This is a genomic window from Halorubrum miltondacostae (assembly GCF_041379815.1).
Lineage (GTDB): Archaea > Halobacteriota > Halobacteria > Halobacteriales > Haloferacaceae > Halorubrum > Halorubrum miltondacostae.
Genome location: NZ_JBEDNY010000001.1, coordinates 1 through 24,683, shown reverse-complemented (window position 1 = coordinate 24,683; position 24,683 = coordinate 1). Strand labels below are relative to the sequence as shown.

Annotated in this window: 30 protein-coding genes and 1 pseudogene; 15 read left to right on the top strand and 16 right to left on the bottom strand. The window is 58.0% G+C overall.

The genetic code is table 11. The features are described from left to right. Window positions 1–64: 64 nt before the first annotated feature. Window positions 65–766 (top strand): M48 family metalloprotease, encoded by a 702-nt coding sequence (locus tag ABNG04_RS00145; protein ID WP_371158976.1) that lies wholly within the window; start codon window positions 65–67, stop codon window positions 764–766. 24 nt (window positions 767–790) lie between these two features. Here the strand turns inward: ABNG04_RS00145 and ABNG04_RS00140 are convergent, their stop codons facing one another. Beyond that, on the bottom strand, window positions 791–1,096 hold the full coding sequence (locus ABNG04_RS00140) for a HalOD1 output domain-containing protein (RefSeq protein ID WP_371158974.1): 306 nt from the start codon (window positions 1,094–1,096) through the stop codon (window positions 791–793). 123 nt (window positions 1,097–1,219) lie between these two features. Here ABNG04_RS00140 and pheS point away from each other — a divergent pair, with 123 nt between their 5' ends. From pheS to ABNG04_RS00125, 3 genes are all read left to right on the top strand, one after another. Further along, window positions 1,220–2,755 carry a phenylalanine--tRNA ligase subunit alpha gene (gene pheS / locus ABNG04_RS00135; RefSeq protein WP_371158972.1) on the top strand — a complete coding sequence of 512 codons (1,536 nt, stop codon included), beginning with the start codon at window positions 1,220–1,222 and terminating at the stop codon, window positions 2,753–2,755. Then, window positions 2,755–4,515: a phenylalanine--tRNA ligase subunit beta gene (pheT, locus tag ABNG04_RS00130; protein WP_371158970.1), complete on the top strand. Its 1,761-nt coding sequence runs from the start codon at window positions 2,755–2,757 to the stop codon at window positions 4,513–4,515. The genes pheS and pheT overlap by 1 nt, the downstream gene beginning before the upstream one ends. Window positions 4,516–4,643: 128 nt before the next feature. After that, on the top strand, window positions 4,644–4,799 hold the full coding sequence (locus tag ABNG04_RS00125; RefSeq protein WP_371158968.1) for a hypothetical protein: 156 nt from the start codon (window positions 4,644–4,646) through the stop codon (window positions 4,797–4,799). Between the two features lie 78 nt (window positions 4,800–4,877). Here the strand turns inward: ABNG04_RS00125 and ABNG04_RS00120 are convergent, their stop codons facing one another. The 4 genes from ABNG04_RS00120 to ABNG04_RS00105 all read right to left on the bottom strand — a co-directional run bounded on the left by ABNG04_RS00120 (window position 4,878) and on the right by ABNG04_RS00105 (window position 7,958). Then, window positions 4,878–5,303: a universal stress protein gene (locus ABNG04_RS00120; RefSeq protein WP_371158966.1), complete on the bottom strand. Its 426-nt coding sequence runs from the start codon at window positions 5,301–5,303 to the stop codon at window positions 4,878–4,880. A gap of 94 nt (window positions 5,304–5,397) precedes the next feature. After that, entirely contained in the window at window positions 5,398–5,868 is a 471-nt protein-coding gene (locus ABNG04_RS00115) for an FKBP-type peptidyl-prolyl cis-trans isomerase (protein ID WP_371158964.1), read from the bottom strand. A gap of 122 nt (window positions 5,869–5,990) precedes the next feature. Then, the gene (locus ABNG04_RS00110; RefSeq protein ID WP_371158962.1) at window positions 5,991–7,721 is read right to left on the bottom strand and encodes a hypothetical protein; all 1,731 of its coding nucleotides are present in this window, start codon (window positions 7,719–7,721) and stop codon (window positions 5,991–5,993) included. 57 nt (window positions 7,722–7,778) lie between these two features. After that, entirely contained in the window at window positions 7,779–7,958 is a 180-nt protein-coding gene (locus tag ABNG04_RS00105; RefSeq protein WP_371158960.1) for a hypothetical protein, read from the bottom strand. Between the two features lie 81 nt (window positions 7,959–8,039). Here ABNG04_RS00105 and ABNG04_RS00100 point away from each other — a divergent pair, with 81 nt between their 5' ends. From ABNG04_RS00100 to ABNG04_RS00085, 4 genes are all read left to right on the top strand, one after another. Further along, the gene (locus tag ABNG04_RS00100; RefSeq protein ID WP_371158958.1) at window positions 8,040–8,441 is read left to right on the top strand and encodes a DUF4864 domain-containing protein; all 402 of its coding nucleotides are present in this window, start codon (window positions 8,040–8,042) and stop codon (window positions 8,439–8,441) included. Window positions 8,442–8,529: 88 nt separating this feature from the next. Then, on the top strand, window positions 8,530–8,718 hold the full coding sequence (locus ABNG04_RS00095) for a hypothetical protein (protein ID WP_371158957.1): 189 nt from the start codon (window positions 8,530–8,532) through the stop codon (window positions 8,716–8,718). 172 nt (window positions 8,719–8,890) lie between these two features. Beyond that, complete coding sequence (locus ABNG04_RS00090) at window positions 8,891–9,469, top strand: TlpA family protein disulfide reductase (protein WP_371158956.1); 579 nt, start codon at window positions 8,891–8,893, stop codon at window positions 9,467–9,469. A 1-nt stretch (window position 9,470) separates the two neighbouring features. Then, a complete protein-coding gene (locus tag ABNG04_RS00085; RefSeq protein ID WP_371158954.1) occupies window positions 9,471–10,145 on the top strand; it encodes a cytochrome c biogenesis CcdA family protein in 675 nt (224 codons plus the stop codon). On the opposite strand, the gene ABNG04_RS18035 is transcribed toward ABNG04_RS00085, so the two are convergent. After that, window positions 10,103–10,315 carry a DUF7563 family protein gene (locus ABNG04_RS18035; protein ID WP_445972114.1) on the bottom strand — a complete coding sequence of 71 codons (213 nt, stop codon included), beginning with the start codon at window positions 10,313–10,315 and terminating at the stop codon, window positions 10,103–10,105. The genes ABNG04_RS00085 and ABNG04_RS18035 overlap by 43 nt on opposite strands. A gap of 1,814 nt (window positions 10,316–12,129) precedes the next feature. Between ABNG04_RS18035 and ABNG04_RS00080 the strand changes: the two genes are divergently transcribed. Next, entirely contained in the window at window positions 12,130–12,561 is a 432-nt protein-coding gene (locus ABNG04_RS00080) for a hypothetical protein (protein WP_371158952.1), read from the top strand. Window positions 12,562–12,720: 159 nt separating this feature from the next. Here the strand turns inward: ABNG04_RS00080 and ABNG04_RS00075 are convergent, their stop codons facing one another. The 6 genes and pseudogenes from ABNG04_RS00075 to ABNG04_RS00050 form a co-directional block, all read right to left on the bottom strand. Further along, window positions 12,721–13,032, bottom strand: a complete 312-nt coding sequence (locus ABNG04_RS00075; RefSeq protein ID WP_241211164.1) for a winged helix-turn-helix domain-containing protein — start codon at window positions 13,030–13,032, stop codon at window positions 12,721–12,723. 198 nt (window positions 13,033–13,230) lie between these two features. Then, entirely contained in the window at window positions 13,231–14,208 is a 978-nt protein-coding gene (locus ABNG04_RS00070; RefSeq protein WP_371158949.1) for a competence protein CoiA family protein, read from the bottom strand. 190 nt (window positions 14,209–14,398) lie between these two features. After that, window positions 14,399–15,076, bottom strand: coding sequence for a hypothetical protein (locus tag ABNG04_RS00065; protein ID WP_371160767.1), 678 nt, complete (start codon window positions 15,074–15,076; stop codon window positions 14,399–14,401). Window positions 15,077–15,103: 27 nt separating this feature from the next. Beyond that, window positions 15,104–15,301: pseudogene (locus ABNG04_RS00060) on the bottom strand (HNH endonuclease); the annotation flags it as partial. 238 nt (window positions 15,302–15,539) lie between these two features. Then, on the bottom strand, window positions 15,540–15,740 hold the full coding sequence (locus tag ABNG04_RS00055; RefSeq protein ID WP_371158947.1) for a hypothetical protein: 201 nt from the start codon (window positions 15,738–15,740) through the stop codon (window positions 15,540–15,542). 916 nt (window positions 15,741–16,656) lie between these two features. Further along, a complete protein-coding gene (locus tag ABNG04_RS00050; RefSeq protein WP_371158945.1) occupies window positions 16,657–17,760 on the bottom strand; it encodes a DUF4238 domain-containing protein in 1,104 nt (367 codons plus the stop codon). Window positions 17,761–17,894: 134 nt separating this feature from the next. Between ABNG04_RS00050 and ABNG04_RS00045 the strand changes: the two genes are divergently transcribed. Further along, window positions 17,895–18,110 carry a hypothetical protein gene (locus ABNG04_RS00045; protein WP_371158943.1) on the top strand — a complete coding sequence of 72 codons (216 nt, stop codon included), beginning with the start codon at window positions 17,895–17,897 and terminating at the stop codon, window positions 18,108–18,110. Window positions 18,111–18,434: 324 nt separating this feature from the next. Continuing rightward, window positions 18,435–18,830: a DUF7342 family protein gene (locus ABNG04_RS00040; protein WP_371158941.1), complete on the top strand. Its 396-nt coding sequence runs from the start codon at window positions 18,435–18,437 to the stop codon at window positions 18,828–18,830. 936 nt (window positions 18,831–19,766) lie between these two features. On the opposite strand, the gene ABNG04_RS00035 is transcribed toward ABNG04_RS00040, so the two are convergent. Beyond that, the gene (locus tag ABNG04_RS00035; RefSeq protein ID WP_371158939.1) at window positions 19,767–20,315 is read right to left on the bottom strand and encodes an NYN domain-containing protein; all 549 of its coding nucleotides are present in this window, start codon (window positions 20,313–20,315) and stop codon (window positions 19,767–19,769) included. A 465-nt stretch (window positions 20,316–20,780) separates the two neighbouring features. After that, a complete protein-coding gene (locus ABNG04_RS00030; protein WP_371158937.1) occupies window positions 20,781–21,077 on the bottom strand; it encodes a DUF7437 domain-containing protein in 297 nt (98 codons plus the stop codon). Between the two features lie 172 nt (window positions 21,078–21,249). On the opposite strand from ABNG04_RS00030, the gene ABNG04_RS00025 reads away from it, so the two are divergent. From ABNG04_RS00025 to ABNG04_RS18120, 3 genes are all read left to right on the top strand, one after another. Then, window positions 21,250–21,414 (top strand): hypothetical protein, encoded by a 165-nt coding sequence (locus tag ABNG04_RS00025; protein ID WP_371158935.1) that lies wholly within the window; start codon window positions 21,250–21,252, stop codon window positions 21,412–21,414. Next, window positions 21,407–22,120: a recombinase family protein gene (locus ABNG04_RS00020; protein WP_371158933.1), complete on the top strand. Its 714-nt coding sequence runs from the start codon at window positions 21,407–21,409 to the stop codon at window positions 22,118–22,120. Before ABNG04_RS00025 ends, ABNG04_RS00020 begins: the two co-directional genes overlap by 8 nt. Before the next feature lie 95 nt (window positions 22,121–22,215). Continuing rightward, window positions 22,216–22,389, top strand: a complete 174-nt coding sequence (locus tag ABNG04_RS18120; RefSeq protein ID WP_510963761.1) for a glycine zipper domain-containing protein — start codon at window positions 22,216–22,218, stop codon at window positions 22,387–22,389. A 119-nt stretch (window positions 22,390–22,508) separates the two neighbouring features. On the opposite strand, the gene ABNG04_RS00015 is transcribed toward ABNG04_RS18120, so the two are convergent. Next, window positions 22,509–22,766, bottom strand: coding sequence for a hypothetical protein (locus ABNG04_RS00015; protein WP_371158931.1), 258 nt, complete (start codon window positions 22,764–22,766; stop codon window positions 22,509–22,511). Between the two features lie 300 nt (window positions 22,767–23,066). Continuing rightward, window positions 23,067–23,561, bottom strand: a complete 495-nt coding sequence (locus tag ABNG04_RS00010) for a hypothetical protein (protein WP_371158929.1) — start codon at window positions 23,559–23,561, stop codon at window positions 23,067–23,069. Window positions 23,562–23,786: 225 nt separating this feature from the next. Here ABNG04_RS00010 and ABNG04_RS00005 point away from each other — a divergent pair, with 225 nt between their 5' ends. Further along, window positions 23,787–24,227, top strand: a complete 441-nt coding sequence (locus ABNG04_RS00005; RefSeq protein WP_371158927.1) for a hypothetical protein — start codon at window positions 23,787–23,789, stop codon at window positions 24,225–24,227. Window positions 24,228–24,683: the final 456 nt, after the last annotated feature.

Sequence of the window (24,683 nt, the reverse complement as noted above, 5' to 3'; positions counted from 1 at the left end):
GGGCGATCCGGGGCCCGCGTCGCGACCGGGTCTTTTTACCCCGACCGTCCCGTCGGCGAGAGCGATGATCGGACTCGCGCTCGTCGGCGGCGTCGGGGTGATCGCCGCGCTCGCGGTCGCCGTCGGACCGCTGTACGCGGCCGACCGCTTCCGCGACCTCCGGGAGCCGACGACGGCGGAGCGCGCACAGATCGAGGCGCTCGCGGACCCCGGCGGGCTCGCCGCTGATAGGGTCGCGCTCGAGTCCGTCGACGAGGCAGGTGAGGGAGGTACGAGCGGGAGCGGCGAGGCGGCGGCTACCGGTCCCGCGGACGTCTCGGTCCGCGGACCGCCCGGGCGGCGGGTGCTGTTCCTCACGGAAGACGTGTTGACCGACCTCGACGAGGACGTCGCGGTCGGGCTGCTCGCGGCGGAGGCGGGGCGGGTGGCGACGTACTACGCCGAGTTCCGTGCCGTCGCCGTCGGGGCCGTGTTGGCGATGCTGGCGGCGGTGGTCACGACGCTCGTCCCCTTCCAGTCCGGCTTCGCCGCGCTGATCGCCGTCGGGCTCGTCTCCTTCTGGGCCGGTCGACGGGTCCAGTACGCGGCGGACGACCGCGCCGCGGACGCGGTCGGCGCCGACCGCGTCGCCGACGCGTTCGAGCGCGTCGCGGAGCGTCGCGGCGTCGAGCCGGAGACCGGCGACTGGTCGACGTGGTTCGAGGTCCAGCCGCCGCTCGGCGATCGGATCGCGCGGCTCCGCGAGCGGGGCACAGAAGAGGGATAAGGAGGGGTCGGCCGGTTCGGCGCCTCAGTCTCGGGGGCGCCGAGCGACGGCGGACTCCGGACCGACGCGGACGTCGTAGCCCGCAACAGTGAGCGAGACGTCGACGTCCGCGTCCGGGCGACCGGCGACGAGCGCGTTCAGCGCGTCGGGATCGACGTGATCGTACAGGACGACGCCCTCCTCGGCTAGGTCCGCTGGGTCGCAGCCGGCGAGGTCGGCGATGGCCTCAACGACCGCGAGGCTGGGACTGGGACCGCTGCCGCCGTGGGGGACGCGAGCCGTCTCGACCGTCGACCGAGAGCCGACCGGTTCGGCCGGTACACTACTCATGATAGCTGTTCACGTCGAAACAGTACATAAAATGGTCGTTCAGTTTATCAGAAATGATTACTCGACGGCGCTCCGGTCCCGGAACCGTTACCAACCAGCCGCACGCGTGTAGAGACAACTCGAATGCGACTCCCGGAACGACAGCTCGCGGTCCTCGAGGCCGCGAGCGCGACGGACGAACGGACGGTGGCGGAGATAGCCGCGGCGGCGGACCTGAAGCCGGAGACGGCCGCCGGTGCGGCCTTCGACCTCGCCGACGAGGGGCTCGTCGAGGTCGGGTCGGTGAGCGACGAGACCGTCGCGCTCACCGAGGAGGGGCGGCGCTACGTCGACGAGGGACTCCCCGAGACGCGGCTCTACCGCGCCGGCCGCGACGCGGGGGCCGACGCCGAACCGGTCTCGATGGGCGCGGTCATCGGAGAGGCCGACGTGGACGGTCCGGAAGTTGACATCGCGCTCGCGAACTTCGCGCGGAAGGGGTTCGGACGCGTCGACGGCGGCGATCTCTCGGTCGATCCGGACGCCGACCCGGACGCCGACCCCGAGGCGACGGCGCTCGCCACGCTCGCGGACGCCGACGGTGACGAGGGAGGCCTCGACGCGGACGCGCTCGACGCCGACGAATCCGTGATCGATCAACTCGACTCGCGGGGGCTGATCTCGGTCGCGGAGTCGGTCACGCGCACGGTGACGCTCACCGACGCGGGCGTCGACGCGCTGATGACCGGCGTGGAGGCGACCGAGACGGTGGGCGCGCTCACGCCCGAACTCCTCGCCAGCGGCGAGTGGCGCGACGCCGAGTTCGCCGAGTACAACGTCGAGGCCGAGGCGGAGACGGCCCGCGGCGGCCGCAAGCACGTCCTCCGGCGGACGGCCGGCCGCGTGAAGGACGTCCTCGTCGGCATGGGGTTCAAAGAGATGGAGGGGCCCCACGCCGACGCCGACTTCTGGATCAACGACTGCCTGTTCATGCCGCAAGACCACCCGGCCCGGACCCACTGGGACCGGTTCGCGCTCGACGTGGACCGGATGGAGTCGATCCCGGACGAACTGATGGCCCGCGTCGAGGCCGCCCACCGCGACGGCTGGGGGGTCGACGGCGACGGCTACCACTCGCCGTGGTCGCAGGACTTCGCCCGCGAGGTGGCGCTCCGCGGTCACACCACGTCGCTGTCAATGCGGTACCTTTCCGGCGTCGCGGGGGCCGAGCTCGAGCCGCCGCAGCGCTACTTCTCGGTCGAGAAGGTGTACCGCAACGACACCCTCGACCCGACGCACCTCCTCGAGTTCTTCCAGATCGAGGGGTGGGTGATGGCCGAGGACCTCTCGGTGCGCGACCTGATGGGCACCTTCGAGGAGTTCTACCGCCAGTTCGGCATCACGGACATCCGGTTCAAGCCGCACTACAACCCCTACACCGAGCCCTCCTTCGAGCTGTTCGGCGAGCACCCGGAGACGGGCGAGGAGATCGAGATCGGTAACTCCGGGGTCTTCCGCGAGGAGGTCACCGGCCCGCTCGGCGTCGACTGCGACGTGATGGCGTGGGGGCTCGCCTTGGAGCGGCTCGCGATGCTCACCACCGGCGCGGAGGACATCCGCGACCTCCACGGGACGCTGGCCGACATCGACTTCCTGCGGAACGCGGAGGTGAGCTACTGATGCCCGTCGTCGACGTCGACCCGGAGGAGCTCCGCGAGCTCACCGGCCACGAGGAGAAGGACGACGCGGAGCTGAAGGCGGACTTGTTCGGGCTCGGCTTGGAGTTCGAGGGCGAGACCGACGACGGGATGTACCAGTTCGAGTTCGCGCCCGACCGGCTCGACCGGCTCTCCGTCGAGGGGGTCGCCCGCTCGCTGCGCTACCACTACGGCGACGCGCGCGGCGTCTACGTCCCGAACACGAACGACTCCGAGTGGACCATCGAGGTCGACGAGTCGGTGCCCGACGAGCGCCCGTACGTCACGGGGGCCGTGGTCCGCGGCCTCGACCTCGACGAGGCGGCACTGGAGTCGCTGATCCAGCTCCAAGAGAAGCTCCACGCGACGATGGGGCGCGGCCGCGCGAAGGGGGCCATCGGGATCCACGACCTCGCGATGGTGAAAGGCGCGCCGCTCCAGGAGGGCGCGGAGCCGACGATCACGTACCGCGGCGTCGATCCCGAGGGCGACACGTTCGTCCCGCTGGACGCGAACGACGAGCTGAGCCCGGCCGAGGTCTTAGACGAGCACGCCACGGGCGAGACGTACGCCGACCTCGTCGCGGACCTCGACCGCTACCCCGCGATCTACGACGAGCTCGGCCTGTTCTCGTTCCCGCCGGTGATCAACGGGAAGCGCACCGAGGTGACCACTGGCTCCCGGGAGCTGCTCGTCGAGCTCACCGGCACCGACCAGTGGACCATCGACCGGATGTGTAACATCATCTGTTACGCGCTGTCGGCCCGGGGCGCGACGATCGAGGAGATCGAAGTGAACTACGCCGACGGCGCGGCGCACCCAAGCGAGTACGGCGCGGAGCTCGTCCGCCCGAACCTCGACGTCGACGAGAAGACGGTGTCCCACGACCGGATCGAGACGCTGCTCGGCGTCGACTTCGAGCCGGAGGAGGTCGTCGACTGCTTCGAGCGCGCGGGGCTCGACGCCTCCTACACCCTCGGCGAGGACGTGCGCTACGAGGTGGAGGTCCCACCGTACCGCGTCGACGTCCTCCACCCGCTCGACCTCGTCGACGACGTGGGGCGCGCCTACGGCTTCGACAACTTGGAGCCGCGCTACCCCGACGTCGGCACCGTCGGCGGGCGGCACGAGCGCTCGCGGCTGGAGGACGCGGTCCGCACGAGCCTCGTCGGACTCGGCTTCGAGGACCTCCTCAACTTCCACATGACGAGCGGGACCGAGAACTTCGACCGCATGCGGGTGGAGCCGGGGACCGGCGGTGCCGCGGTCGACGGCGCGGGCGTCTTCGGCGGCGGCGAGCCGGTACAGATCACGGAGCCGTACAGCGAGGAGTACACCCAGCTCCGCACGTGGGCGCTCCCGTCGCTCGTGATGTTGCTGGAGCGGAACACCCACAACGCCTACCCGCAGGACGTGGCCGAGGTAGGCTTCGTCGCGGAGCGCGACGACACGGCGGACTCGAACGTCACCGAGTCGCGACACGTCGCCGGCGCGGTGGCCCGCCGCGACGCCTCCTACGAGGCCGCGAAGGGCCGGCTCCAGGCGCTCTGTGACGACTTCGACGCCGAGTTGGAGACCCCGCGGACCGAACACCCAACATTCATCGAGGGGCGCGCCGCCGACGTCGTGATCGACGGCGAGCGCGTCGGCGTGATCGGCGAGCTCCACCCGGCGGTGCTCGTCGAACACGACCTCGAGGTGCCGGTCGCCGCCTTCGAGTTCGGCCTCGACGCGCTGCGGTGAGGGGCGCGCGGGCGGCCGAATCGAGTCGCGCGCTGAAAACAACTTCCGTTTCGTCGGTTCCATAACGAATTATCACAGATCTGAACGGGAACAGAAGACATATATTCGTCATGGGGTTCTAGGCGGCCATGAACTGCGAGAGATGCGGCGTCGACGCCACGCTCACGCATCGGGACGTCGACGGGTTCGCGTACTACCTCTGTGAGGCCTGCCTCATCGGGTGGGACGCGGTGCGGTCCCCGTCGGTCGGCGCGAGGGACGAGGCGCGGTCGGCGGCGCAGTAGGCGCGCGCTCGCGGACGGATCGCTCGACCGACTGCTTTCTAATCCTCCGAACGAAGACGCCACGAGCGAGCGACGCTCTCAGCGTTGCTGATTGGGGAAGACCATCACCGGAACGTCCGCCTCCCGAATGAGCCGACTCCCGGGGTCGCCCGCCAGCGTCCGCTTCCACGCGTCGATGTCGCGCGGCGTGAAGGTGACGAGCGTCGCCTCGGTCATCTCGATCGCGTCGACCAGCGCCTCCGCGACCTCGCGCGCAGCGAGCGTCACCCACTCGAACTCGAGGTCGCGGCGGTAGAGGATGTCCGAGAACGTCTCGTAGGTCGCTCCGGCGAACTGGTCTCGACCGGTCTCGATTGTCGTCTCGGCGCCCGTTCCCTGCGTGACGTGCGTCACGATGAGCGTGGTCCCCGCGTCGAGGTGCGGCCGAAGCGCGCGCGCCGTCGCCTCGGCGTCTTCGGGGTCCGCTATCGGGACGAGAATGCGTTCGAAGAGCTCGTCGTTCACAACGGAACTGTCGGCCAGACGAATATAACTCGTGCGGGTCGTTCCCAAGACGTGGTCGTCGGGGCGTGGCGGTCGGCGGCAGCCCGGTTCGAGCTCAGTTGACCTCGATAATCTCGACGTCGAACGTCAGCGTTTCGCCGGCGAGGCGGGGGTTGAAATCCACCCGCACGACGTCTTCGTCGACGTGCGTGACCTCACCCTGGCTCCCGTTCTGGGCCTCGAGGAACGAGCCCTCCTCGGGGGTCTCGCCGCCGAGCATCTCTCGGAGCTCCGTAGTGTCGAACTCCTGAACGTGCTCGTCGCTGGGTTCGCCGTATGCCTTCTCAGGCGGGATCGTCAGCGTCTCCGTCTCCCCCGCTTCGAGGCCGATCAGGCCCTCCTCCATGCCCTCGATGACCTGTTCGGCACCGATTTCGACCGTGAGCGGCGTGTACTCTCTGTCGGGCTGCGCCTCGGCGAGGCCCGTCTCCTCGGCGACGGACTTCCGGGAGGTGTCAAAGACCGTGTCGTCGTCGAGTCGGCCCGTGTACTCGAGCGTCACAGAATCGCCAGTAGCTATCGACATACGATTTCGAGCAGTCCCGCACGGATAGTCTATGCCATCGAGCGACGAGAGTCGGCGGCGACCGCGGCGCGTCGGCGCCCGCGTCGGCGGTCAGCCGGACGGCGATGGCGGGGACGTCGCCGTCACTGCGATCCGACCGCGTTCCGGAGCGCGCGCTGCGCGCGGTACAGCGTGTACGCGACGGAGAGGCCGACGAGGACCACCGCCGCACCGGCAGCGGCGAGCACGGGACCGGACGCCGGCTCCTTCAGGTCGTCGTCCGTCCCGCAGTTTCCGCAGCCGTCGTCGCCGCAGTTCCCGCAGCCCGGCGCGTCCGTCGAGCCGTCGTCGGTCGACGAGGCTTCAGTTAGGTCCGTGGCCGTCGAGGCGGGCTCCGGGGCCTCCCGGTCGACCGCGGCGCCTCCGCTCGCCTCGGGCGTGTCGGTGGCCTCGCCCGTCTCGGGAGCGACCCCGTTCGGGCTCGTCTCGCCCCGCGTTCCGTCGACAGTGTCCGGAGTGTCCGCAGTGTCAGTGGTGGCGACCGACCCGGCGGTCACCTCGACCGAGTCGGAATCCTCGTCGGGCGCGCCGTCCGGCTCATCGAACAGGTGCGGCGCGTGCGATCGGAGCGCCTCCAGCCCCGCCTCGATCTCCTCGCGGTCCTCGTGACCGACCGCGAACTCGGACAGCTCCTCGACCATCTCGCGGGCGCGTTCGGACCGGTCCGTCTCGACGTAACTCCGGGCCGCGTCGAACATCGCTCGGCCGAGCCAGTGCGCGAAGACCGGGTTCTCGTACCGCCGTTCGAGTTCTTCGAGGCGTTCGAGCTTCGCCTCGCCCGCCTCGATGTCGCCGTCGAAGAACGAGGCCCGCGCGGAAAAGAACGTCGCCACCGCCGCCCACGTCGCGCTCGACGGGGTCGAGAGCCGTTCGTGGTGCGCGGTCGTCTCGCCGGCCCAGTGTTCGACCCGACTGACGTCGGCCGCCTCGAAGCCGGCGCGCGCGGCGTTCGCCGTCGCGACCGGGAGCCAGCGGGTTATCGACTCCGCCTGGGCCGGGTACCGGTCTGCGAGCGCTTCGATCCGGCCGATCCGGTCTTCGATCCCCTCCACGTCCGTCCGCTTGGCGTCGGCGTTCGTCCGCCCGGCGAGGACGCCGGCGAGGCCCGCGGCGACGTCTCCGTCCGGGTGAGTGCGGAACAGCTCCTCCGCGCGGGCGACGCGGTCGCCTCCGTCCGAGGGTCCGAGAGGGGCGTCAGTCGCGTCGACCGCGTCGTCGGTTCCCAGCGGGACGTCAGTCTCCGCTTCACCCTCACCGTCGCGTTCGCCGCCGAGGTACAGTTCCGCGTGGGCGTACGCCCGCAGCAGCGCGGCGGCGACATCGGGCTCGGGGTGAGCGTCGTACACCGCTTCGAGGCGGTCCAGCAGGGGTTCGATCCGATCGCGACGGTTCCCCTTCCCGTTCGCGTGGATCGTCTCGGCGGTCGCCCGGGCCAGCGGCGCCGCGATCGCCGGTTCGGGGCGGCGATCGTACAGCGCCTCGATCCGGTCTCGGTACGCCTCGATGCGGCCAGGATCGATCGCGGTCTCGTAGAGGTCGTCGCGGTCCCGCACGCTCGTCGCGTTGGCGAGGGCGTTCGCTAGGTGGACCGCGACGTCGTCGGCCTCCTCGCGGCCGCGGAGCCGGTCCAACCGCTCGATCGTCTCGGCCTCGTCGTCGAACGCGCCGCGCGCTCCGTAGGCGTCGGCGAGCGCGACCAGAGCGTCGATCAGTCGCGCGCGGTCGTCCGGGCTCCGCTCGGCCGGATCCGTCGCGCCGATCGCCTCGACGCGTCGTTCGAGCTCGTCGACCGACCGGGTGTCGCTAGCTACCATGTATGTTGGATCGTGGTTGGCGCGTCCCGACGTAAACGCTCGCTTTCGCGCGCAGCGTCACGCGACGTTCCCCTCGTCGAGCGCCTCGCCGCGTTCGAACCGGGATCGCGAGAGAGACGCGACATCGATCAGGTCCGTCCCGCCGCCGAGACCGTCTATCGGCGGGCCGTCGAGGCCGGTGCCGGAGTCGACGTCACGCTGTGAGATGCGTCCGTCGTGAGAGCAGGTCGGTGGCACTCGTCCGCCGGTGGCGGCCGACGGCCGGTCCGGCCCCGCCGGACGATTAATACCGCTTGCGGCCCTGATACGTGTGTTCAGATGGCCGAGCAGTATCCGATCGCGGGACTTCCGGAACCGGATCCGACGTACGACGCCGAGGAGGTGGTCGCGCTTCAGCTCGAGGCGCTCGCGACCAACGACGACCCGTTCGAGGACGCGGGGATCGGAGTCGCGTACAACTTCGCGTCGCCGGCGAACAGGCGGGCGACCGGGCCGTTCGACCGCTTCCGCCGGATGGTGAACAATCCCCGGTACGCGCCGATGATCGACCACGTCGAGGCGGTGACGGGACCGGTCGAGCGCGATGCCGACAGCGCCGCGCAGCGCGTCACGCTGACCGGGCCCGACGGCCGTACCGTCACGTACGCGTTCGAGCTGTCACGCCGGCGGCGCGGTGAGCTCGACGAGTGCTGGCTGACCGACGGCGTCACTCGCGAGTAACGCGAGTGCCGGATGCCGACCGGAGTCCTCGGCGGAGGGGACGCGCGATGAGTCGAACAGTTATCCGTGTCACACACCGACAGTACGTGTGACCACTGAACACACGCACGTCGCGGTGCTCGCGAACGAGGAGGAGTACGACGGCGGGCTGACGTCGGAGCTCCCGGTCGTCGATTACGAGTTCGTCGGGAGCATGTACATGTTCGACCTCGCGGACGGGACGTCGAGGTCGTACGGGACCGGGGTCGTCGAGGAGGTTCGTCCGGTCAACGAGTGAACGCGGAGCGGTCGCCCGTACAGTTCGGTCCGGTGTACTGCGATTTGGGCATGGCTGAGCGTCGAGTGTCCGAACCGGGGTCGCCGATCGCTCGGCGGCCGTCGGACAATTTCGAACGAATCCGAACGAATGTTGAACAACATATTACCGTCAGCGGGTCGGTCTTCCGCCCATGGACGACCCTCTTGCGACGCGTGACCGGTCCGGTCGCCTCTCCAGACGGCGGTTCCTCGCGGCGGCGGGAGCCGCGGGTGCGGGGCAGTTCGCCGGCTGCCTCGGTGGCGGGTCCGGACCCGACGACGGTTCCGGCGGTGGCGACGGGTCGACGGACGCCGTGGCCGATTGGCGGACGACCGAGTTGACCGACGTGCTGACCGACGATCCGTTCCGCGTCGACGACTTGGCGGGACCGGTCGCGATCCAGTCGTTCGCCGTGTGGTGTCCGAAGTGCGAGCGCCAGTCGGCGGCACTGTCCCGCGTCGACGAGTCCGTCACCGTCGTCAGTCTCAACACCGACCCGAACGAAGACGCCGAGAAGGTCCGGCAACACGCGACGGAGAACGGGTTCGATTGGCGATTCGCGGTCGCGCCGGCGCCGATGACGCAGTCGCTCGTCGACGCGTTCGGGCCGGCGGTGACGAACGCCCCGAGCACTCCGGTCATTGTCGCGTGTGACGACGGCGTCACCGAGTTCTTCTCCGGGAGCGAGCAGTCCGCCGCGGAGATCGAGGCGGCCGCCGACGAGTGTTGAGATGGCGTTCCTCACCGCGGTCGCGGCGTCGTTCACCCTCGGTCTGGCGACGCCGTTGTCGGCCGTGTGCGTGATTCCGCTGTACCCGGGGTTCCTCGCGTTCCTCTCGAATCAGGACGACGACGCCCCGCCGATAGCCGTCCTCGGCGTCCTGGTGGCTCTCGGTGTCATCGCGTTCATGGGCGCCGTCGGCCTCCTGTTCACGACGCTCCTCGAGACGTCGCTGACCGCCGTCGTGGAGGCCGTCTCGCCGCCGGCGTTCGCCCTGCTCGCAGTGCTGGGCGTCGTGTTGGCCGCCGACCTCCATCCGCAGGCCGCACTCCCGACCGTCGAACCGCCGCAGACGCGGTTCCCGTCGCTGTCGGCGTTCGTGTACGGGGCCTTCTTCGGGGCCATCGTGTTGCCCTGTAACCCAGGGTTCATCTCGGTGTTCTTCGCTAGGGCGTTCCTCTTCTCGGACCCGATCTCTAGCGTCGCGAACTTCGGTGCCTTCGGCGTCGGAATGGCGAGCCCGCTGCTCGCGTTCGCCGTCGTCTCCGAACGGTGGCGCGACCGCGTGCTCCGCCTGCTGACGGACAACCGCCGGATCGTGAACCTCGTTACCGGCGTCACCCTCGTCGCTATCTCGCTGTACTACCTAGTCTTCGTCTTCGGAGTCGGCAGTGTGATCGGGTAGCCTGCCGGACGGGCAGCGCTCTCCTCGCAGATTCGCACCCACGAGTCGCACTCCGGGCACCGGTGAGCGCGATCATCGTCGTCGCCGTGAATTCGACCGAACAGCGGCGGGAGGTGCGACCCGCAAGCCAGACAGACTCCAGACTCGTCCGGGTCGACCCGCAGGTCCATCATGCGGAAAACACCCCAGGTTGGTGGGACCGATCACCCGACTCGAAGGGGGTCGCGATCGGTGAAATATTCAACCCGATTTCACGACCGTGTTCGGAAAGAACCGATGCGGCCGATTCCAGTGTGTAGCGAGTTTCTACGATAGAATTAGCATTAGTCGTGAAACGGTTTGTGAGGAAGCGGGCGCGACGGGATTATCACCGCGCGGAGCGGCGCTCCCAACGGTTTCGCGGGTGTCGCTCCCTGCCTGCTCGCTTCGCTCGCGGGCGGGGTGCGCTTCCACCAACCGCCCCATGGAACCAAGTGGCGGTAGCCTTCCTGCGCCCTCGATCAACCACGGAGGGTTCAACACGCTTCTAATGGGTCGTAAGCCGGTCACCAGTTCGTCTGCTGATTCAGGACCACAAGATGACGAGCAAAACGCGAACGCGAACCCAAGCATCGCTCATCCCGCGAATCGAACCCGATCATCAGCACCGACATACCGACCCCAGCAATAAACAGCGATCCATCCGAACCCAGGTGGTCCGGGGATGACCCGACCCCAAGAAGCCATTAGCACCTACTTGGATGCGCGGCGATCCGAGGTCGCTGAATCAACGATCAACAGTCACAAATCCCGACTTGGTCAGTTCTGTCGGTGGTTTGACCAACAAGATGACCTCGAAATAATGGCGGACCTGTCGCCGTTAGATCTGACGCAGTATCGTTCGTGGCGACGGGACGACGGTGACCTCTCACCCGCGAGTGAAAAGACGCAGATGGATACCCTACGGGTATTCATTCGGTGGTGCGAAAAGATGCAGATTGTCGAGGAGAATCTGTCTAATGCCGTAGAGAGTCCGACCTTATCCAGTGACGACAATAGCCGCGATGAGTATGTGTCGGAAGAAAAGGCCGAGATTATCCTTGATCGGCTTGATCGGTTCGACTACGCCTCTCGGGATCACATTGTTATTACTTTACTCTGGGCCACTGGCTTGCGTACCTGCTCGATTCGGTCACTGGATCTTGATGACGTGGATATTGACGAGGAGCTGTTGGAGTTGCGCCACCGGCCAGATCAAGGAACGACACTGAAGAACCAGTATGCGTCGGAGAGATTAGTGGCGATTAAACCGACGACTGCGGCTATCCTCAACGATTACATCGAGCATACACGTGTGGATCAGTGCGATGAGTTTGGCCGGGATCCGTTGATCACAACGGGAAATGGAAGGATTGGATCGTCTGTAATTCGAAAGCACAGTTACGGTCTTACTCGGCCCTGTAAGCAGGGATTGGAGTGCCCTCATGACCGTGATCCTGATAGCTGTGACGCCGCTCAGTGTAAGTCGGATGCGTATGGGTGTCCGTCGAGCAAAAGTCCTCATACGTGGCGTAGGGGGCATATCACGCATCTCTTGGCAAACGGTGTGCCACCGGAAGTCGTGTCTGGTCGGGCTGATGTCACTCCTGAGGTAATAGAGGATCACTACGATAGCCGCGACGAACGAACACGAGTTGAGCAGCGAAGGGGGTATCTCGATAATATATAAAATCGGTAATGGCACAAATTGGGGTATCCCGATGAGTCACTGGAGCCAGTGACTACTGGCGACAGCAACTCCTGTTTTCGTGCGTAGCCCCCGTCAGAGTCACTGGAAATCTTCCGTTGATTGTTCCTCCACAGGATCTGTTGAAATCCTATTTTTCAGCCACATTATCGACTGAAACAGCCGGTTGACGAAGAGTGCGTGTTGACCGGCTCAGAACAACTACCTACCTAAACAATTGAGACAAAGCATATATGTAACACTCATCGTGTCTGATATATGAGACGCCGAGGATTTCTCGCCAGTACCGGAATTGGACTTGCTACCGTCGGTGGTGGGTGCCTCGGTGACACTCCTCCCGAGGTCTCGGCTACTGTTGAGATTGAATCAGTGACGGCCAATGACGATCCGGAGGATAAGGCGACGGTCACGGTAAACGACGACCACGCTACTGTGGAGGGTACCTTTGGGGCGGACGTAGACTGCGTCACGCTTGAGACTGCGACGTTCTCCAGCATTGACAGCATTGAGGGCGCTGTGGTCGTTGAACTCACCACAGAGGCGACTGGTGACAATTGTGACGGCCCAGCGACGGTGGCATACACCGGCGAGATCACGACGAACTTCACTATTAACGATTTGCTGTTGATGCACGTCCATGATGAGGAGGACGACCGTACGACGGTATTCTCGTATGAGCGGGGAGATTAATCGGGTCGGATCGAAATAAACAACTGAAAAACGGTTGGACAAACCACGAGTTGCCTGTTCAGAACGTTCCGAGACTCACCGGTACTGAGTGATTTGTGAGTCCCCTCTCTTGATTAATTCATAGGAAGTTATAGAACGGTTAGCACACCTGTCTTCTAACTAATCAAGAGAGTCCGACGCAATTTCGCCAGCAACTACCTTCTTTCCGCGTTCAGTAATTCGATATGCAGGTTCAGTTTCGTGGCGCTTAGCCAATCCGTGTTCAACAAACACTTTACAACGCTGACCGGTCCACTGGTGGCTGAAGCCCGTATTGATTGAAAGATTTTTTGCGGTCTGCCACCCGTCGTACGAAGACAACTCCTCAAGAATATAGGGGTCAGCGGGAACAGCCCACGAAATCTCACGGTACATTCTGCTGCTCTCTCCGCTCTCTCTGGGTAATACGGTTCCTATCGTGTATTCTACCATCTGATCAGTGATCGTGTGGTCTATCAAATCCCTGTACTGACCGATTCGTGAGCTATCTGTATTGACCACAGCCGGGGCAGAATGTGTCTCTTGTTGAGGGTTTCAACAGAGCCGCAAATCTCTGTTAGAATAGAATTTCAACAGATACCGTTCTGAGTAAACCAGTTGTATCGCTAACTCATGACCTCCAGATGGGTCTCAGAAGCTCTCATCGATCATTTCGCTATCTGGAAGATCTTCTTTCCAAATTTTTGCATCACAGTCCTTGCATGCAGCCTTTCCCTGGTCAGCCCATCCATAATCCATCCACCTGTGTTCACCACCATAGATACAATCGTCTGAAACACCTCTCGGATATTTTGAAATCCCGTATCCATCTTGATAGTCAATATTCGTGTTATCGTCTCGCCCTGGTGATTTTTCCAGAGATACATCGTCACGGTCTGTAGGGCCTAAGAAACCCACGTTGTCATACAAGAATCGAGTCCGATCAGTACTGTATGCCCGATTAATTCTACACCGGGCACAGAACTGGAATCCGTCTATATCCTTCCACTGGTGATTACACTCAGGCATAGGATCCTCCCATAGTAGATCTTCCTCATCAAACTCACCTACTCGGTTCAGGTCACTTGGCAAGTATGCAAGGTTACTATTGGAACTGAAACCCTCCTCCAAACGCTCATATTTGAATTCGCTTTCAGAGAAATCCTTCGGATATGCCCAGAAGACGCTGTAGCCTTTTTCAAGATAACCTTTTGTTGTTTCTGGGATCGACTTTCCCTTATTCCTAAACTGAACCTCGATAATGAGACCGGAGTCAAAAAGAGGGTGCTGCTCTTCAAAACGAACTAACGAGTCCGCTACTCGCTTTTTGACTGTCGACGTTGTTCCATTCATATCTAACATTACCTCAGGTCCACACTGCGAATACTGACCAGAAAATACGTCCCTTAGTTTGGACACTGCCATAGATTTCATTCTCTTATGCTCCTCAGATTCCCCACCAGTACATGAACCCGAATTGTTAAGATGGAAAAAGTGCCGTACATGGTCCTCATCTGAGGGTTGGCGAGGTCGCATATCACCACCACAAGATGGACAGACAACTGTGGTTTTGTCAGGGACTTGCTCCGGAATCACCCTCTCTTGATTCAGCTCTCCGATGAATGGCATAGATGTGCGCTTTGTTTAGAAGTTGGTAAGCTCTTGGCATAAACTAACACTAATTGGCTTACGTCAAAAACGACAATTTGTCCCTGTTGAGATCCTCATCACGTCGAACGATTTACTGAGTACCATTTTCACTGGCTCCGCGAAAAACCGCATGAAGAACAGCTCCTCTGAATGTCAACATCAGAGTATTCTAATGGAGGCGTTTTTTCCAAAATAGATAGACGCCCCCACTCAACAATATTCCCAAGAATCCTAACCAGTATAGTCCAAGCCGTGCCCATAACGGCTTCCGAACTGTCAACGTCATCTTATCAGCTGTGATCTCTTTTTCGGCCGTACTAATCTCCATATAAGGATCATTCCAGATAGTCGCTTTAGCGTTGAATTTTGTTGTTCGAGGACTTGTACCACTATCTGCGACCAACATATCTCCGGAAAGAGTAATATTCGTCATAACTGTCTCTCCCGGTGAGAGGTCAAAGTTTAGCGTCGTGATCTCGCCTTTAAATCGATAGCTAACTCTACCAAGAACTTCCAGTTGGCCTTCAAGACGGTTTTCGCTTGGGTTGTGAAGTAACACCCGTAACTGTGTTTTTTGATTTTCTGAAATCACGCTGTCAGCTAACTCATATTGAAGGACCAGAGGAGGGCCGACATTGTAGTTGTATTCCTGACCACCTCCATCTGGGTCATCCGTGACCGTTCCGTACTCAATATGATATTCTTCACTAACCGACTGCCCAGCGGGAAGAACCTGTACTATAGACCCATACGTTACTGCAAAGAACACAACAATACCGATTATAGCCGCAGAAATCACTACTTCGACAGGGTCAGTTTCATTTGAAGTGTCTGAGGTGGTAGACACTCCAACTCCGTGTCCATGGACATCAGAGTGGCAAGACCTGCATAATGTCTTGAGGTTACTGTATCTGTGCGATCCACCCTCTGAGATCGGTTTTATGTGGTGCGCATGAAGTTCCGAATTGCCACGTTTTCCACCTCTTGCCCCACACTTCTGACATCGGTAGTTGTCTTGCTTGTAGACCTTCTTACGACGAGAATTCCAGTCAGAAGGATACTCGTCTCCCATCCAATAAAGAGAACTGACACAATCCGATCACATAAAAATTCCGAGATAGAATTAGGATTTCTCAACACTATTTAAATCAACTTCTTCGGATATGTTCTTATGTCAAATAACTATTCTGAAAACCACGTACTCTTCAGCAAGCGGTTGTTACATTCGATATTATATTTGAAGAATAGGATTTCAACAGATCATATAAAATAGATTCAGAGATACCCACCACTCGTTCCCTACTACCTTCTCACCATTCGCTTAGAAGATGATATGCCACTGCCGGTGCCCCAACAACGACTGCAGGAATCACGAAATCACTGATTTCGTCTATTGCTGCGGGAATCTGAGAGAATGAGCCTGAGGTCGGGAGAAATGGCCACAAGGCAGCAAGAATCAAAACTACCGTGAATTCGTAGAGAACAGACCTCCCGATGATTTCAGCGTTCACCGTCCAGCACCCCGGAGAATCAGGATAGCAGTGACTGCGATACCGGTTCCACCAACTGCTAACACAAGCGCGTCAGATACAGCAGCCAGAAGATTCTCTCCGCTGCCAGCAAGGGGACCAGTTATTGTGACAGTTTGACTGACCTCAGAGAATAGGTAAATACCGAGCATAGCGACCACGGCTACTATGACAAGGGTGATGATTGCACCCACCGGATTACCTTGCCCACGATCCGTCCACATTTTATCAGAATAAGTATACAGAGTCTTTTGAGTTTTACTGCATCACATTCTCGATGTTGATCGCAAAAGGTGCGCATTGTATTTCGCACAGCTATCGCAAATCCACCTGAAAGTTTGAAACATGGTTCTCAATGGGTCCATCTTTGTTCGTGGTCGCGTCGGGGGTGCGTGATGAACGCGGATCTATCCTCCGACGAGCTGCGGGTCGTGTAGAGTGCGGATCTCCCACTGAACGGATCGCGGTGCTTGAGCAGGGCGGATGAGTTCTCCGCTGTGTGTTTCATCAAGACGTGTTCAATTCGCATTCGCTGCGTCTGTGGGGCGGAATGAAGAAGGGGAAGGTTGGGCGTGGGCATTTGGAGCTGGAGCGCGCGGATGACTCGACTCGAATGGCGTTACAAGCAGCTCTCGAACCAATCTTGTAGACTGTTGGTAGTGCGTGCCAACGCAGAATCCCGAGAAAAAGCTCCGGAAAACTGCTGTGTGTGGCCGAGAAAAAGCTCCGGAAAACCGCTGTCCAAATCGGCATACGCAACCGGGGTTCACTGATATTCATAAAGATAGCTCAGGAAAACCGGTGTGTATACCCGAGAAAAAGCTCCGGAAAACCGGTGTGTATACCCGAGAAAAAGCTCCGGAAAACCGGTGTCCAAATCGCTATACACAATCGGCGTCTACTCGTCTTCTTTCAGCTGCTCCTTGGCATAGTCACGTGCGTCCTTGCTCATCGATTTGTACATCCGATACATCTCGGGGGATCGAATTAGATCGAACTCTGCATTCAATTCCTCCACAAAGGCCAATTCTGGAGAGAAATCAGGGACGGTCGACCCTATCCCAACCACCTCGTTATCTGTATCGAACTGTGGATCATCCGAGTCGAACCTATCCACCTGAGTCATATACTCAGGTCGTAAGTCCTCTACTTCATCGTGCAGAACACGTATCTCTGATTCCCTGCCTTCGGTTTGATAGAATACAGCGTCTAATGTGTTCACAATCTGGAACTTATTCAGATCAGTCACAACATCGCTCCCAACATCAACTACACCGGTGCCGGGAATATGATAGCAATCCGGGTCATACATCATGAGCGTGAGGTCAGGAGAAATTGGGCAGAATATCTGTATGCCCCGTGTTTGGAACCCTGTTTTCGCGTCCCGGATCTCATCCTGAAACATCGGATTATCCAATACGACGGGGTGGTCAGAGAATATGAACCCCATCTCGGTCGCGTCTCTCAGTAATGCTACTTCCAGATCTCCAATCAGTAATGGCCCATACATCGAGACGAGTTCGCCCATTGGGAATGCGGGGCTGTTTTTGATCTGGATTTTGTCCTCCTCAAGCATCTCTAAGGCTTTTTGACGCATCTCTTCGTCGCCTCCCTCCATCGCGCCTTCATTTGCTTCGAGCCAGAGACGGAGAAGTTTCTGAGTGAATTCCTGAGATTCCTTTTTCGCGTTCTTCGTCCGTTTATGCGTATGAGTTAAGAATGTGAGAAGGAACATCCACTCCTCCTCACTGTCTAACGCGGAGAGCGTCTGCTCGTTTCTGAGTTCTTGGAGGACAGCCGCAAACCGATCCTCGATCTTCATTGTCGCTTCTTCTTTCTCAGAGTCGTCGCTATAGAAATAGTCCTCGTAGCAGAGGTTGTCAATCGATGTTGGCTGGAATTCTTGGCGGTGGTCTAACTGATAGGATGGGAGTTTTTCGGTGTCTGTGAATCCCCGCATGTAGAGTTTTGGGACGTAGTGTTGTTTCTTTCTTGCTGGCATTACCTCAAAAATCGGGATTATAACATAAAAGTTTATTGAAGATTCATGGATCTGATTGAAGTGATTGACAGTGGATTGGGATTCACGTATCGTCGAGGCTACGCATTAAGTGCGGAGTGGCCACACCTCCGACTATGGACGTATCCATGGCTGAATCTGTGGATCTGGCGTCGTATCATGTCGTTCCTGAATCCGGAATCGAACGCGAGCGCCTCGATTCGTATCACGACCTGAGTCCTGACGAACCGTCGCTCCCGCGCCCGCCTACCGTCGAATCGAAGCAGTATGCCGTGTTAGTCACAGATGACCTGGTGTCGATTAACGGGAGAGCGGAACGGGACTGCTACTAGGTTGTGACTGAGTCACTGGCAGAGACGGAGCAGGTGGCTGGGGTGTGGTGTTGACGAAAATTCGAGGTTGTCCCGTGGACAACCAATCTACACGACATCATCGTCGGTGACCACTCTCACGAAACGTACCGTGACAGAGTCACAAGTACGTAGTGACGCTATTCGCCGGGGTTCTGAGCCGGGAACAGGAGGCAGTTGAGGTGGATGGCTAGCCGGGGACGCAGGCCGAACTCGGATTCGCAGGAGAGTCACTGGCCAGTGACTGCGGGGTGAACCGCAATGTCCGGGGGTGGATTCATTTTCCCAGAGTCACTGAGTCGATGTATGGGACCCACCGATGGAGTATCGAAGTGGGTGGATCAGACGACTGCATACGACAGGGTGCGGTCAATCGGCAGTACTGTGTCTCAGCCTCGTTCTGTTCAGTATATCGCGTCTGAGGCGCGTGTGTCTGAGGTGACGGCGCGGGAGTATTTGGATCGACTCACTGATTTGGGTGTGCTTTTGAAGTCTGAGAAAGAGGAAACGCCGGTGTACTCGCCGGATCCGCTTCACACGAGACTGATGGGAATTCGAGAGTTGCTGGAGCAGAACGACCAAGAGGATCTCATCGAGATGCGATCAGAGATCAAGGCAGACTCCGAGACTCGGGACTCCGGACTTGTGGCGTATCGACTCTCGTTGATTGAGGACGCGATTGAGTGGACTCGGTCGCAGTGACTTGATTCTACCTGCGGTTTATGTGTGTAACCGGACAGATGAATAGATGGGGACGTGTGCCTCTGACAGCTCGGGTTGCCTCCTACAAGCGCCCGAATCGCGTCCCCGTCTTGTGATTAGGGGTGAGACGGCATCTGTGTGTTGGTGGAGTCTGCCAACGACACGGGTTCCCGAGGTTCGAGGACTTAAAAAAAAAACACCTGGCTCTGTTGAAATCCTTAGGAACTGATAGGACCGGCGTGCGAGATACAGAGGCTGAGTACAGCAGTTGACGAGTAGTAGTGAATAGATGCTTCATGAAAATTTTGTTTTGTTATCCAAAGAAACATCAAGAATATAATCAGGTGAGCAATTTTGTTTCAAATACTGAGAGATGAGTGTGATTAGCTCTTCTATTGTTTCTTCAAATTAGCACCTGACTACTCTCAGAATAAATACTAAGAAATTAATGAAACAACTATAGAAAGGAGAGCGATCCCGCTGGCAACTAATGAGATGGTTATTCCGAGCCGAGAATTAGCAGCAATGGTTTTTGAGTTAATTTGTTGACCAACGGACGCTACAGAATTTTCAAGCCTCGCAATCTCATTTGATATATCATCATTCCGAATACACATATCAAGAATATTTTTGTCCCGGTCGTCATTGTTTGAAATACTGTCTAGTACATCTAGTTTTCGTGTGACCATTACTGTATGAAGAGTATTAGCGCTTCTACTCACTTCTTGGTATCTGCTATTTATATTATACAATTTCTGTTGTGTTTTATAACCCGTGATTGATAGATTAATGTCGGTCAGATCATCTTGAATGTTTGCCAACGTCTGTTGTGCATCAATTATTTCAGAAACATATTGTAACACGTTCTCAGTAATTCTCGAATCTTCAATAGATAGCCGAGATTGAGCCATAGATCGATGAGATATTTCAGACATTTTAATTTGAATATAAACACCGACGTATCCAGTCGTCTTCTACAACATTTAATCCTGCATCCGCTTGTTGGGTGAGTTTTTGTGAAACATACAGATCCTCACTTGGATCTGCCCCATACGCGACGTATACATTGTGAAGTGTGTCTTTAGCCGATTCAACGGCATGTGTTAAGTCTTCGTCACCGGCGAACAAAATGAATGCCTCTGCTCTCTGTTTATGCGCCATATCAACCAAATCAACTGCAATTCCGACATCTACTCCTTTTTGATTCCCAGTATCTGGTCGGACACGTCCCCTTTGCACAAACTGATGATTCCGACACCCATCAATCATATCAAAAAAACTTTGTCTTATTGACATATCCTCTTCACCTTCGCTATTCAATGGAGGGGCATGGTAGAACTTCGTTCTCAGCAGGTTTGTATCAAAGTAATCGCATAATGCGTGAGAGAACTCTTCAATGTCAATTGGACTTCCATGATCGTCCATGACATAGTTGTTTACAGCATCATAATAACCGCCGTCAATCAATATAACACTATCCGTCATATCAGATAATTGCTTTTACACCTAATAAATATTAGGCTACCAGCGACTCAAGTGCCTTCAGGAAAGGTGTATCCGTTGCCCGATTCGGACAACGGTCAATATTGCATATGGAATAATGGGGAGGTAGGATAAAAATGCTGCGGTTTGTTTTGCTAAAGCCACTCATGTGCCTAAATGAACCGGATGGTCGCCAGTTCAATAATGAGGTGTTCTATTCGCCCTCATTTTTCTAAACCATCCACTCAGACACGCGTAAAAGATTTTTCACAAATATTCTGGCGAAGTTCCGGCGAGAGATACGCGCTCTATATTCAGCACACCTGCAAAAACATATCACCTGCTGAGGATTTCAGCAGAGCCAAACACCTCCATTTTGCGAGTGTAAACACACGACTCAGAGGCTCTGTGAGTTGTTTTCGGGAGGGGACACACCACACATGTTCAGTGTGCGTCACCAGTATCGAGTCACTCGAAGACATCGTCTCGGAGTTGAGTGTCGAGCCACGGATCCTTCCTGTGCATCTCCCGAACGACCTCTTCGATCTCGTTTGTAATATTGATCCCTTCGTAATTGGTGACTCCCAGATCTGTCGCGGCCATTCTCCGCGTTAACTCCCCGTTGAGGTAGTCAATCGTCACTTCGAGAGCATCCGCGAGTTTGTCCTCGCCGTGTTTTCGGTGGAAATCTCGGATGTCGTCTCGGTCGGCGTCGAGAACCGCCTGGAATGTTTCGGTGTCCTTGATCTCGTCTGTGTCTGTCATGTATCCGATTACGTTCTGAGATCGGATTAGGAATGGGTTGGTGCGTGATACCGTGACGTGATCCCTAGCTATCTCCCACGCGCGCCACCGCCGATGTGTCCACGAGGCCTCCACCACGGGGCCACCCCCAACAGATCCAAGTATGGGTACAGCATTGTTCCCATTGGAAACCATGCCAGAAACCACGAAGACAACAGTCGTTCAGGACAGTGATGGTTACTATCGAGTGAGAGTGCCAAAGTCGCTCGGTGACGCGATGGAGTTAGCCGGGGAGAAAGTGGAGTGGACCGTTGACAGCGGAAAATCCCTCAAAATCACCCGGGTGGATGATGACTGACGTGGTACGAGTCATCAGACAAAGTCAGGGCACCGAGGATAGCATCTCTCTCCAGCAGCAGCGATCCAACACGCGAGAGTTAGCTGAGGAACTCGATGCACGGTCACTTGACACGGTTGATCTCGGAAACACCTCCGGGTTCAGCCTGTTTTTCAAATCCAAGGATGATGATGGGCGGCTGGATGCCCAACCCGAAGTGAAAGAGCTGATCTCGGGGCTTCGCGCCGAGAGATGGGACTACTTGATCGCGAACGACGACACCAGAATCGCCAGAGATGAGTATTTTAGCGTGATTCACCACGCTGCTCTCGAAGGTGAATGTGAACTCCGTTTTGTCTCGGAAGTCCCCGATGATCGACTCACGTTCAGGGTTCGGAGAGTTGTAGAATCGGAAGCTAAGGCCAAAGAGATAGAGAGATCGAAGGCGGCGGTAGAGCATCGACGCGAAAAGGGGTTTTACCACGGATCTCCACCGTTCGGCCTCAAGTTCGATGATGAGGGCGAATTTCTTGTGAAGGACGGTAAGTGGCCGATTGTTAAGCGCGTGTTCCATCTGAGGGTGGTGGAGGGGATGTCGTATCGTGACATCTCCGATGAAATCGGTGAAATCTCGAAGAGTGGGGTGGGGAAAATTCTTCGCGAGAACCGGGAGATGTATCTGACGAGAATGGATGCGGATCACCCCGCTGTTTCGACTGCAGAATAACGGCTCTGCTGAAATTTTCAGAGGTGACCCATCTTAGCCCGTTGCGGTCAGTACAGACGGTGGACTTACCGTCTCCTCACGTCACCTGATAGTACATGAGCGGGGAAAGCGAGCCAGGACCGAGCGGGAAAGACACGGGAATAGGGATGGCGATTGGACTTGCGATTGGGGTCGCTATCGGTTCTGCTACGGATAATATCGGACTGTGGCTCGCTATCGGAGTGGCACTTGGTGCTGCAATTGGTGCCGGACTGAGTAACCGGGAATAGAACTGTATAATTCTTGATTGCGGAGTAGGCACTCTTCAGTGACCAGACGTTTCTGGTGATAATATGTCTGATGAATGGGATTTCAACAGAGCCAGAGATTATTTTTCCGCAGAAAATCTCTACTCGGCTTCTATTCCGACGAGAAGTTCAAATTCTCCGTTCCGAGCTGCTTCAACTGTTCCTTCATTCGATTCAATAATCTCAAGAAGAGTTCGAACGCCGACGAACTGATTGTCGAGGATTTGCTGGGAATGGTCGTTGAGGGTCCCACGGATCCCTGATTCGACGATCTTCTCAACGTCTTTGCTGGAGTGATCCGCGACATATTGAAGGACAGTTAGCAGGTCTTCATCAATGTCGACTGTTATTTCTGTCATCGATTGGGTGTCGCAGTAAAAGGAATTATAGCCGTGCCTCCCGGCGTTATTTGTCAGTTTTATGACTAATATTAAAAGCGTCGATTGAGAGGGTGGCGTTTACCATGGTGATCCCCATAGGTAGGCAAATCGAGCGAAATCTCTGAGATCAGTGGGACACATCCCGCCCCGCGTTTCCATTCGAATTTGGCAGGCACACAACAACGTCAAAACCAGACCACAGTCCTCACTTCACCGTCTGCTTGTTGTTAAGCACTACCACAGTCACTGGCCGAGATCAGTGACTGCATCTTCTACCGCCTATACCTCTGTCGGGTAGTATTTCCCAAGATCAGCGTTTAACTCATCGACCGCGTAATCGTTCAACGTGGCGACCAGCCGCCGCGCTTCGATCAACTCAGGGATGGACTCGGGGTCGCGAGTCGCCTCCTCCTCAATCGTGTCCAGACGGGAATCCAGATCATCGAGTCGACGCTCAACCCGAAGCAGTCGTTCCTCAGCACTCCGGATGTCCGTGGACTTCGGATCGAGATCCCACGACTCAGCCTTCCCGGTTCCTTCCTCGGTGAGTGTCGCGCGCGTCGGCGGAATGGGAGTCGGCGCGTTCTTGTCTTTGTCGAGAGTCACTAAATCCGCAGATTCGAGTTTATTGAATCGGCGGCGGACGTAGTCGTTGTCTGAGATGCCGGTCACGGTTTTCGCTTCACTCGTGGTGAGGCGGTGGTCGTCTTGCCGAGACAGCGCATCAAGTACCAGCAGTGCGTCCGAATCGAGTCGTGTATCTTTGTGTTTCATCTTATAATTAGCGGCATAAAAGAAACCCGTATAAGGGTTGCGCAGAACTCTACGCGCGCGACGTGAGGAACCAATCAGAAAACAGTAGAACACAAAAAACCGCGCAATGAGTATTAACGAGTCACGTGACCGGCCACTCGTGACGCGCAATGAGTAACCCAAAACCAACAGGTGAGACGGCAACGTGAGTTACTCGGCAAAATCGCTCGGGTACTAAGGCGGATAATGAGGAAGAGAAGGAAAGTAGGGAGAAACAGGAGAGAAAGATCAGAGATCGGGAGAAGAAGAAGGGTGAGAGGGAGCGAGAGCAGGAAGAAGGAGAAGAACGGTGAAGGGAGAGAAGAGAGGAGAAGGAGGACGAGAGAAGAAGAGGAAGGGGTCACGAAGGGAGACAAGGGAAGAAAAAAGGAAGCAAAAATAACGGAATCAGGAAGTCGGGAAACAAGAAGAAGAATCGAACTGAAGCGATTACTTCACCCCAATATCGCTGTAGCTGTCATTGCTGTATTGCTCATTGATGGCGGAAGCGACCGTAGGGAGCGTCCGAGCCACACATGGACCTCGACCCTCGCGGCTCAAACCCCGGCGGGTGCGCGGCACCTGGACGTCCCGAGCGCGACTGTGTATTCACTCGTGTGTCCCGTGGAGGTACAGCTGATTCAGTGATGTGAACTGGTCGCATCGAATGCGGTGTGGGAACCCCCGCATCACTGAATTAGATCCGAACGAGACGTTTCTGGTTCAGTGACGTGAACTGGCCGCATTGAATGCGGTGCGGGATCCCCACATCACTGAACCTACGCCACACACGCCACACCCTCGATACGCCTGTATTCACGGGTTTTACGTGATTCAGTGACTCACGTCGCCCCGCAACGCACCGCAGACACCACTCACAAAATCCTAATCAGAGTCACCGTCAAAACCTCATAACCGCCGAGAAAAACTGTCACCAAAACTACTCAGGGAGATGATCGATGCGAATTAGGTATCCGGATGATCGATGCGAATTAGGTATCCGGATGATCGATGCGAATTAGGTATCCGGATGATCGATGCGAATTAGGTATCCGGATGATCGATGCGAATTAGGTATCCGGATGATCGATGCGAATTAGGTAT

Excerpts from the sequence above, each read along its gene's own strand:
- ABNG04_RS00010 (WP_371158929.1), bottom strand. The coding sequence starts at position 23,561 with ATGAAACACAAAGATACACGACTCGATTCGGACGCACTGCTGGTACTT.
- ABNG04_RS00110 (WP_371158962.1), bottom strand. The coding sequence starts at position 7,721 with ATGGTAGCTAGCGACACCCGGTCGGTCGACGAGCTCGAACGACGCGTC.
- pheT (WP_371158970.1), top strand. The coding sequence starts at position 2,755 with ATGCCCGTCGTCGACGTCGACCCGGAGGAGCTCCGCGAGCTCACCGGC.
- ABNG04_RS00035 (WP_371158939.1), bottom strand. The coding sequence starts at position 20,315 with ATGACGGATAGTGTTATATTGATTGACGGCGGTTATTATGATGCTGTA.
- ABNG04_RS00040 (WP_371158941.1), top strand. The coding sequence starts at position 18,435 with ATGGGACCCACCGATGGAGTATCGAAGTGGGTGGATCAGACGACTGCA.
- ABNG04_RS00140 (WP_371158974.1), bottom strand. The coding sequence starts at position 1,096 with ATGAGTAGTGTACCGGCCGAACCGGTCGGCTCTCGGTCGACGGTCGAG.
- ABNG04_RS00050 (WP_371158945.1), bottom strand. The coding sequence starts at position 17,760 with ATGCCAGCAAGAAAGAAACAACACTACGTCCCAAAACTCTACATGCGG.
- ABNG04_RS00005 (WP_371158927.1), top strand. The coding sequence starts at position 23,787 with ATGAGGAAGAGAAGGAAAGTAGGGAGAAACAGGAGAGAAAGATCAGAG.
- ABNG04_RS00015 (WP_371158931.1), bottom strand. The coding sequence starts at position 22,766 with ATGACAGAAATAACAGTCGACATTGATGAAGACCTGCTAACTGTCCTT.
- ABNG04_RS00020 (WP_371158933.1), top strand. The coding sequence starts at position 21,407 with ATGACTGACGTGGTACGAGTCATCAGACAAAGTCAGGGCACCGAGGAT.
- ABNG04_RS00080 (WP_371158952.1), top strand. The coding sequence starts at position 12,130 with ATGAGACGCCGAGGATTTCTCGCCAGTACCGGAATTGGACTTGCTACC.
- ABNG04_RS00075 (WP_241211164.1), bottom strand. The coding sequence starts at position 13,032 with ATGGTAGAATACACGATAGGAACCGTATTACCCAGAGAGAGCGGAGAG.
- ABNG04_RS00045 (WP_371158943.1), top strand. The coding sequence starts at position 17,895 with ATGGACGTATCCATGGCTGAATCTGTGGATCTGGCGTCGTATCATGTC.
- ABNG04_RS00145 (WP_371158976.1), top strand. The coding sequence starts at position 65 with ATGATCGGACTCGCGCTCGTCGGCGGCGTCGGGGTGATCGCCGCGCTC.
- ABNG04_RS00070 (WP_371158949.1), bottom strand. The coding sequence starts at position 14,208 with ATGCCATTCATCGGAGAGCTGAATCAAGAGAGGGTGATTCCGGAGCAA.
- ABNG04_RS00090 (WP_371158956.1), top strand. The coding sequence starts at position 8,891 with ATGGACGACCCTCTTGCGACGCGTGACCGGTCCGGTCGCCTCTCCAGA.
- pheS (WP_371158972.1), top strand. The coding sequence starts at position 1,220 with ATGCGACTCCCGGAACGACAGCTCGCGGTCCTCGAGGCCGCGAGCGCG.
- ABNG04_RS18035 (WP_445972114.1), bottom strand. The coding sequence starts at position 10,315 with ATGGACCTGCGGGTCGACCCGGACGAGTCTGGAGTCTGTCTGGCTTGC.
- ABNG04_RS18120 (WP_510963761.1), top strand. The coding sequence starts at position 22,216 with ATGAGCGGGGAAAGCGAGCCAGGACCGAGCGGGAAAGACACGGGAATA.
- ABNG04_RS00100 (WP_371158958.1), top strand. The coding sequence starts at position 8,040 with ATGGCCGAGCAGTATCCGATCGCGGGACTTCCGGAACCGGATCCGACG.
- ABNG04_RS00030 (WP_371158937.1), bottom strand. The coding sequence starts at position 21,077 with ATGACAGACACAGACGAGATCAAGGACACCGAAACATTCCAGGCGGTT.
- ABNG04_RS00115 (WP_371158964.1), bottom strand. The coding sequence starts at position 5,868 with ATGTCGATAGCTACTGGCGATTCTGTGACGCTCGAGTACACGGGCCGA.
- ABNG04_RS00085 (WP_371158954.1), top strand. The coding sequence starts at position 9,471 with ATGGCGTTCCTCACCGCGGTCGCGGCGTCGTTCACCCTCGGTCTGGCG.
- ABNG04_RS00025 (WP_371158935.1), top strand. The coding sequence starts at position 21,250 with ATGCCAGAAACCACGAAGACAACAGTCGTTCAGGACAGTGATGGTTAC.
- ABNG04_RS00125 (WP_371158968.1), top strand. The coding sequence starts at position 4,644 with ATGAACTGCGAGAGATGCGGCGTCGACGCCACGCTCACGCATCGGGAC.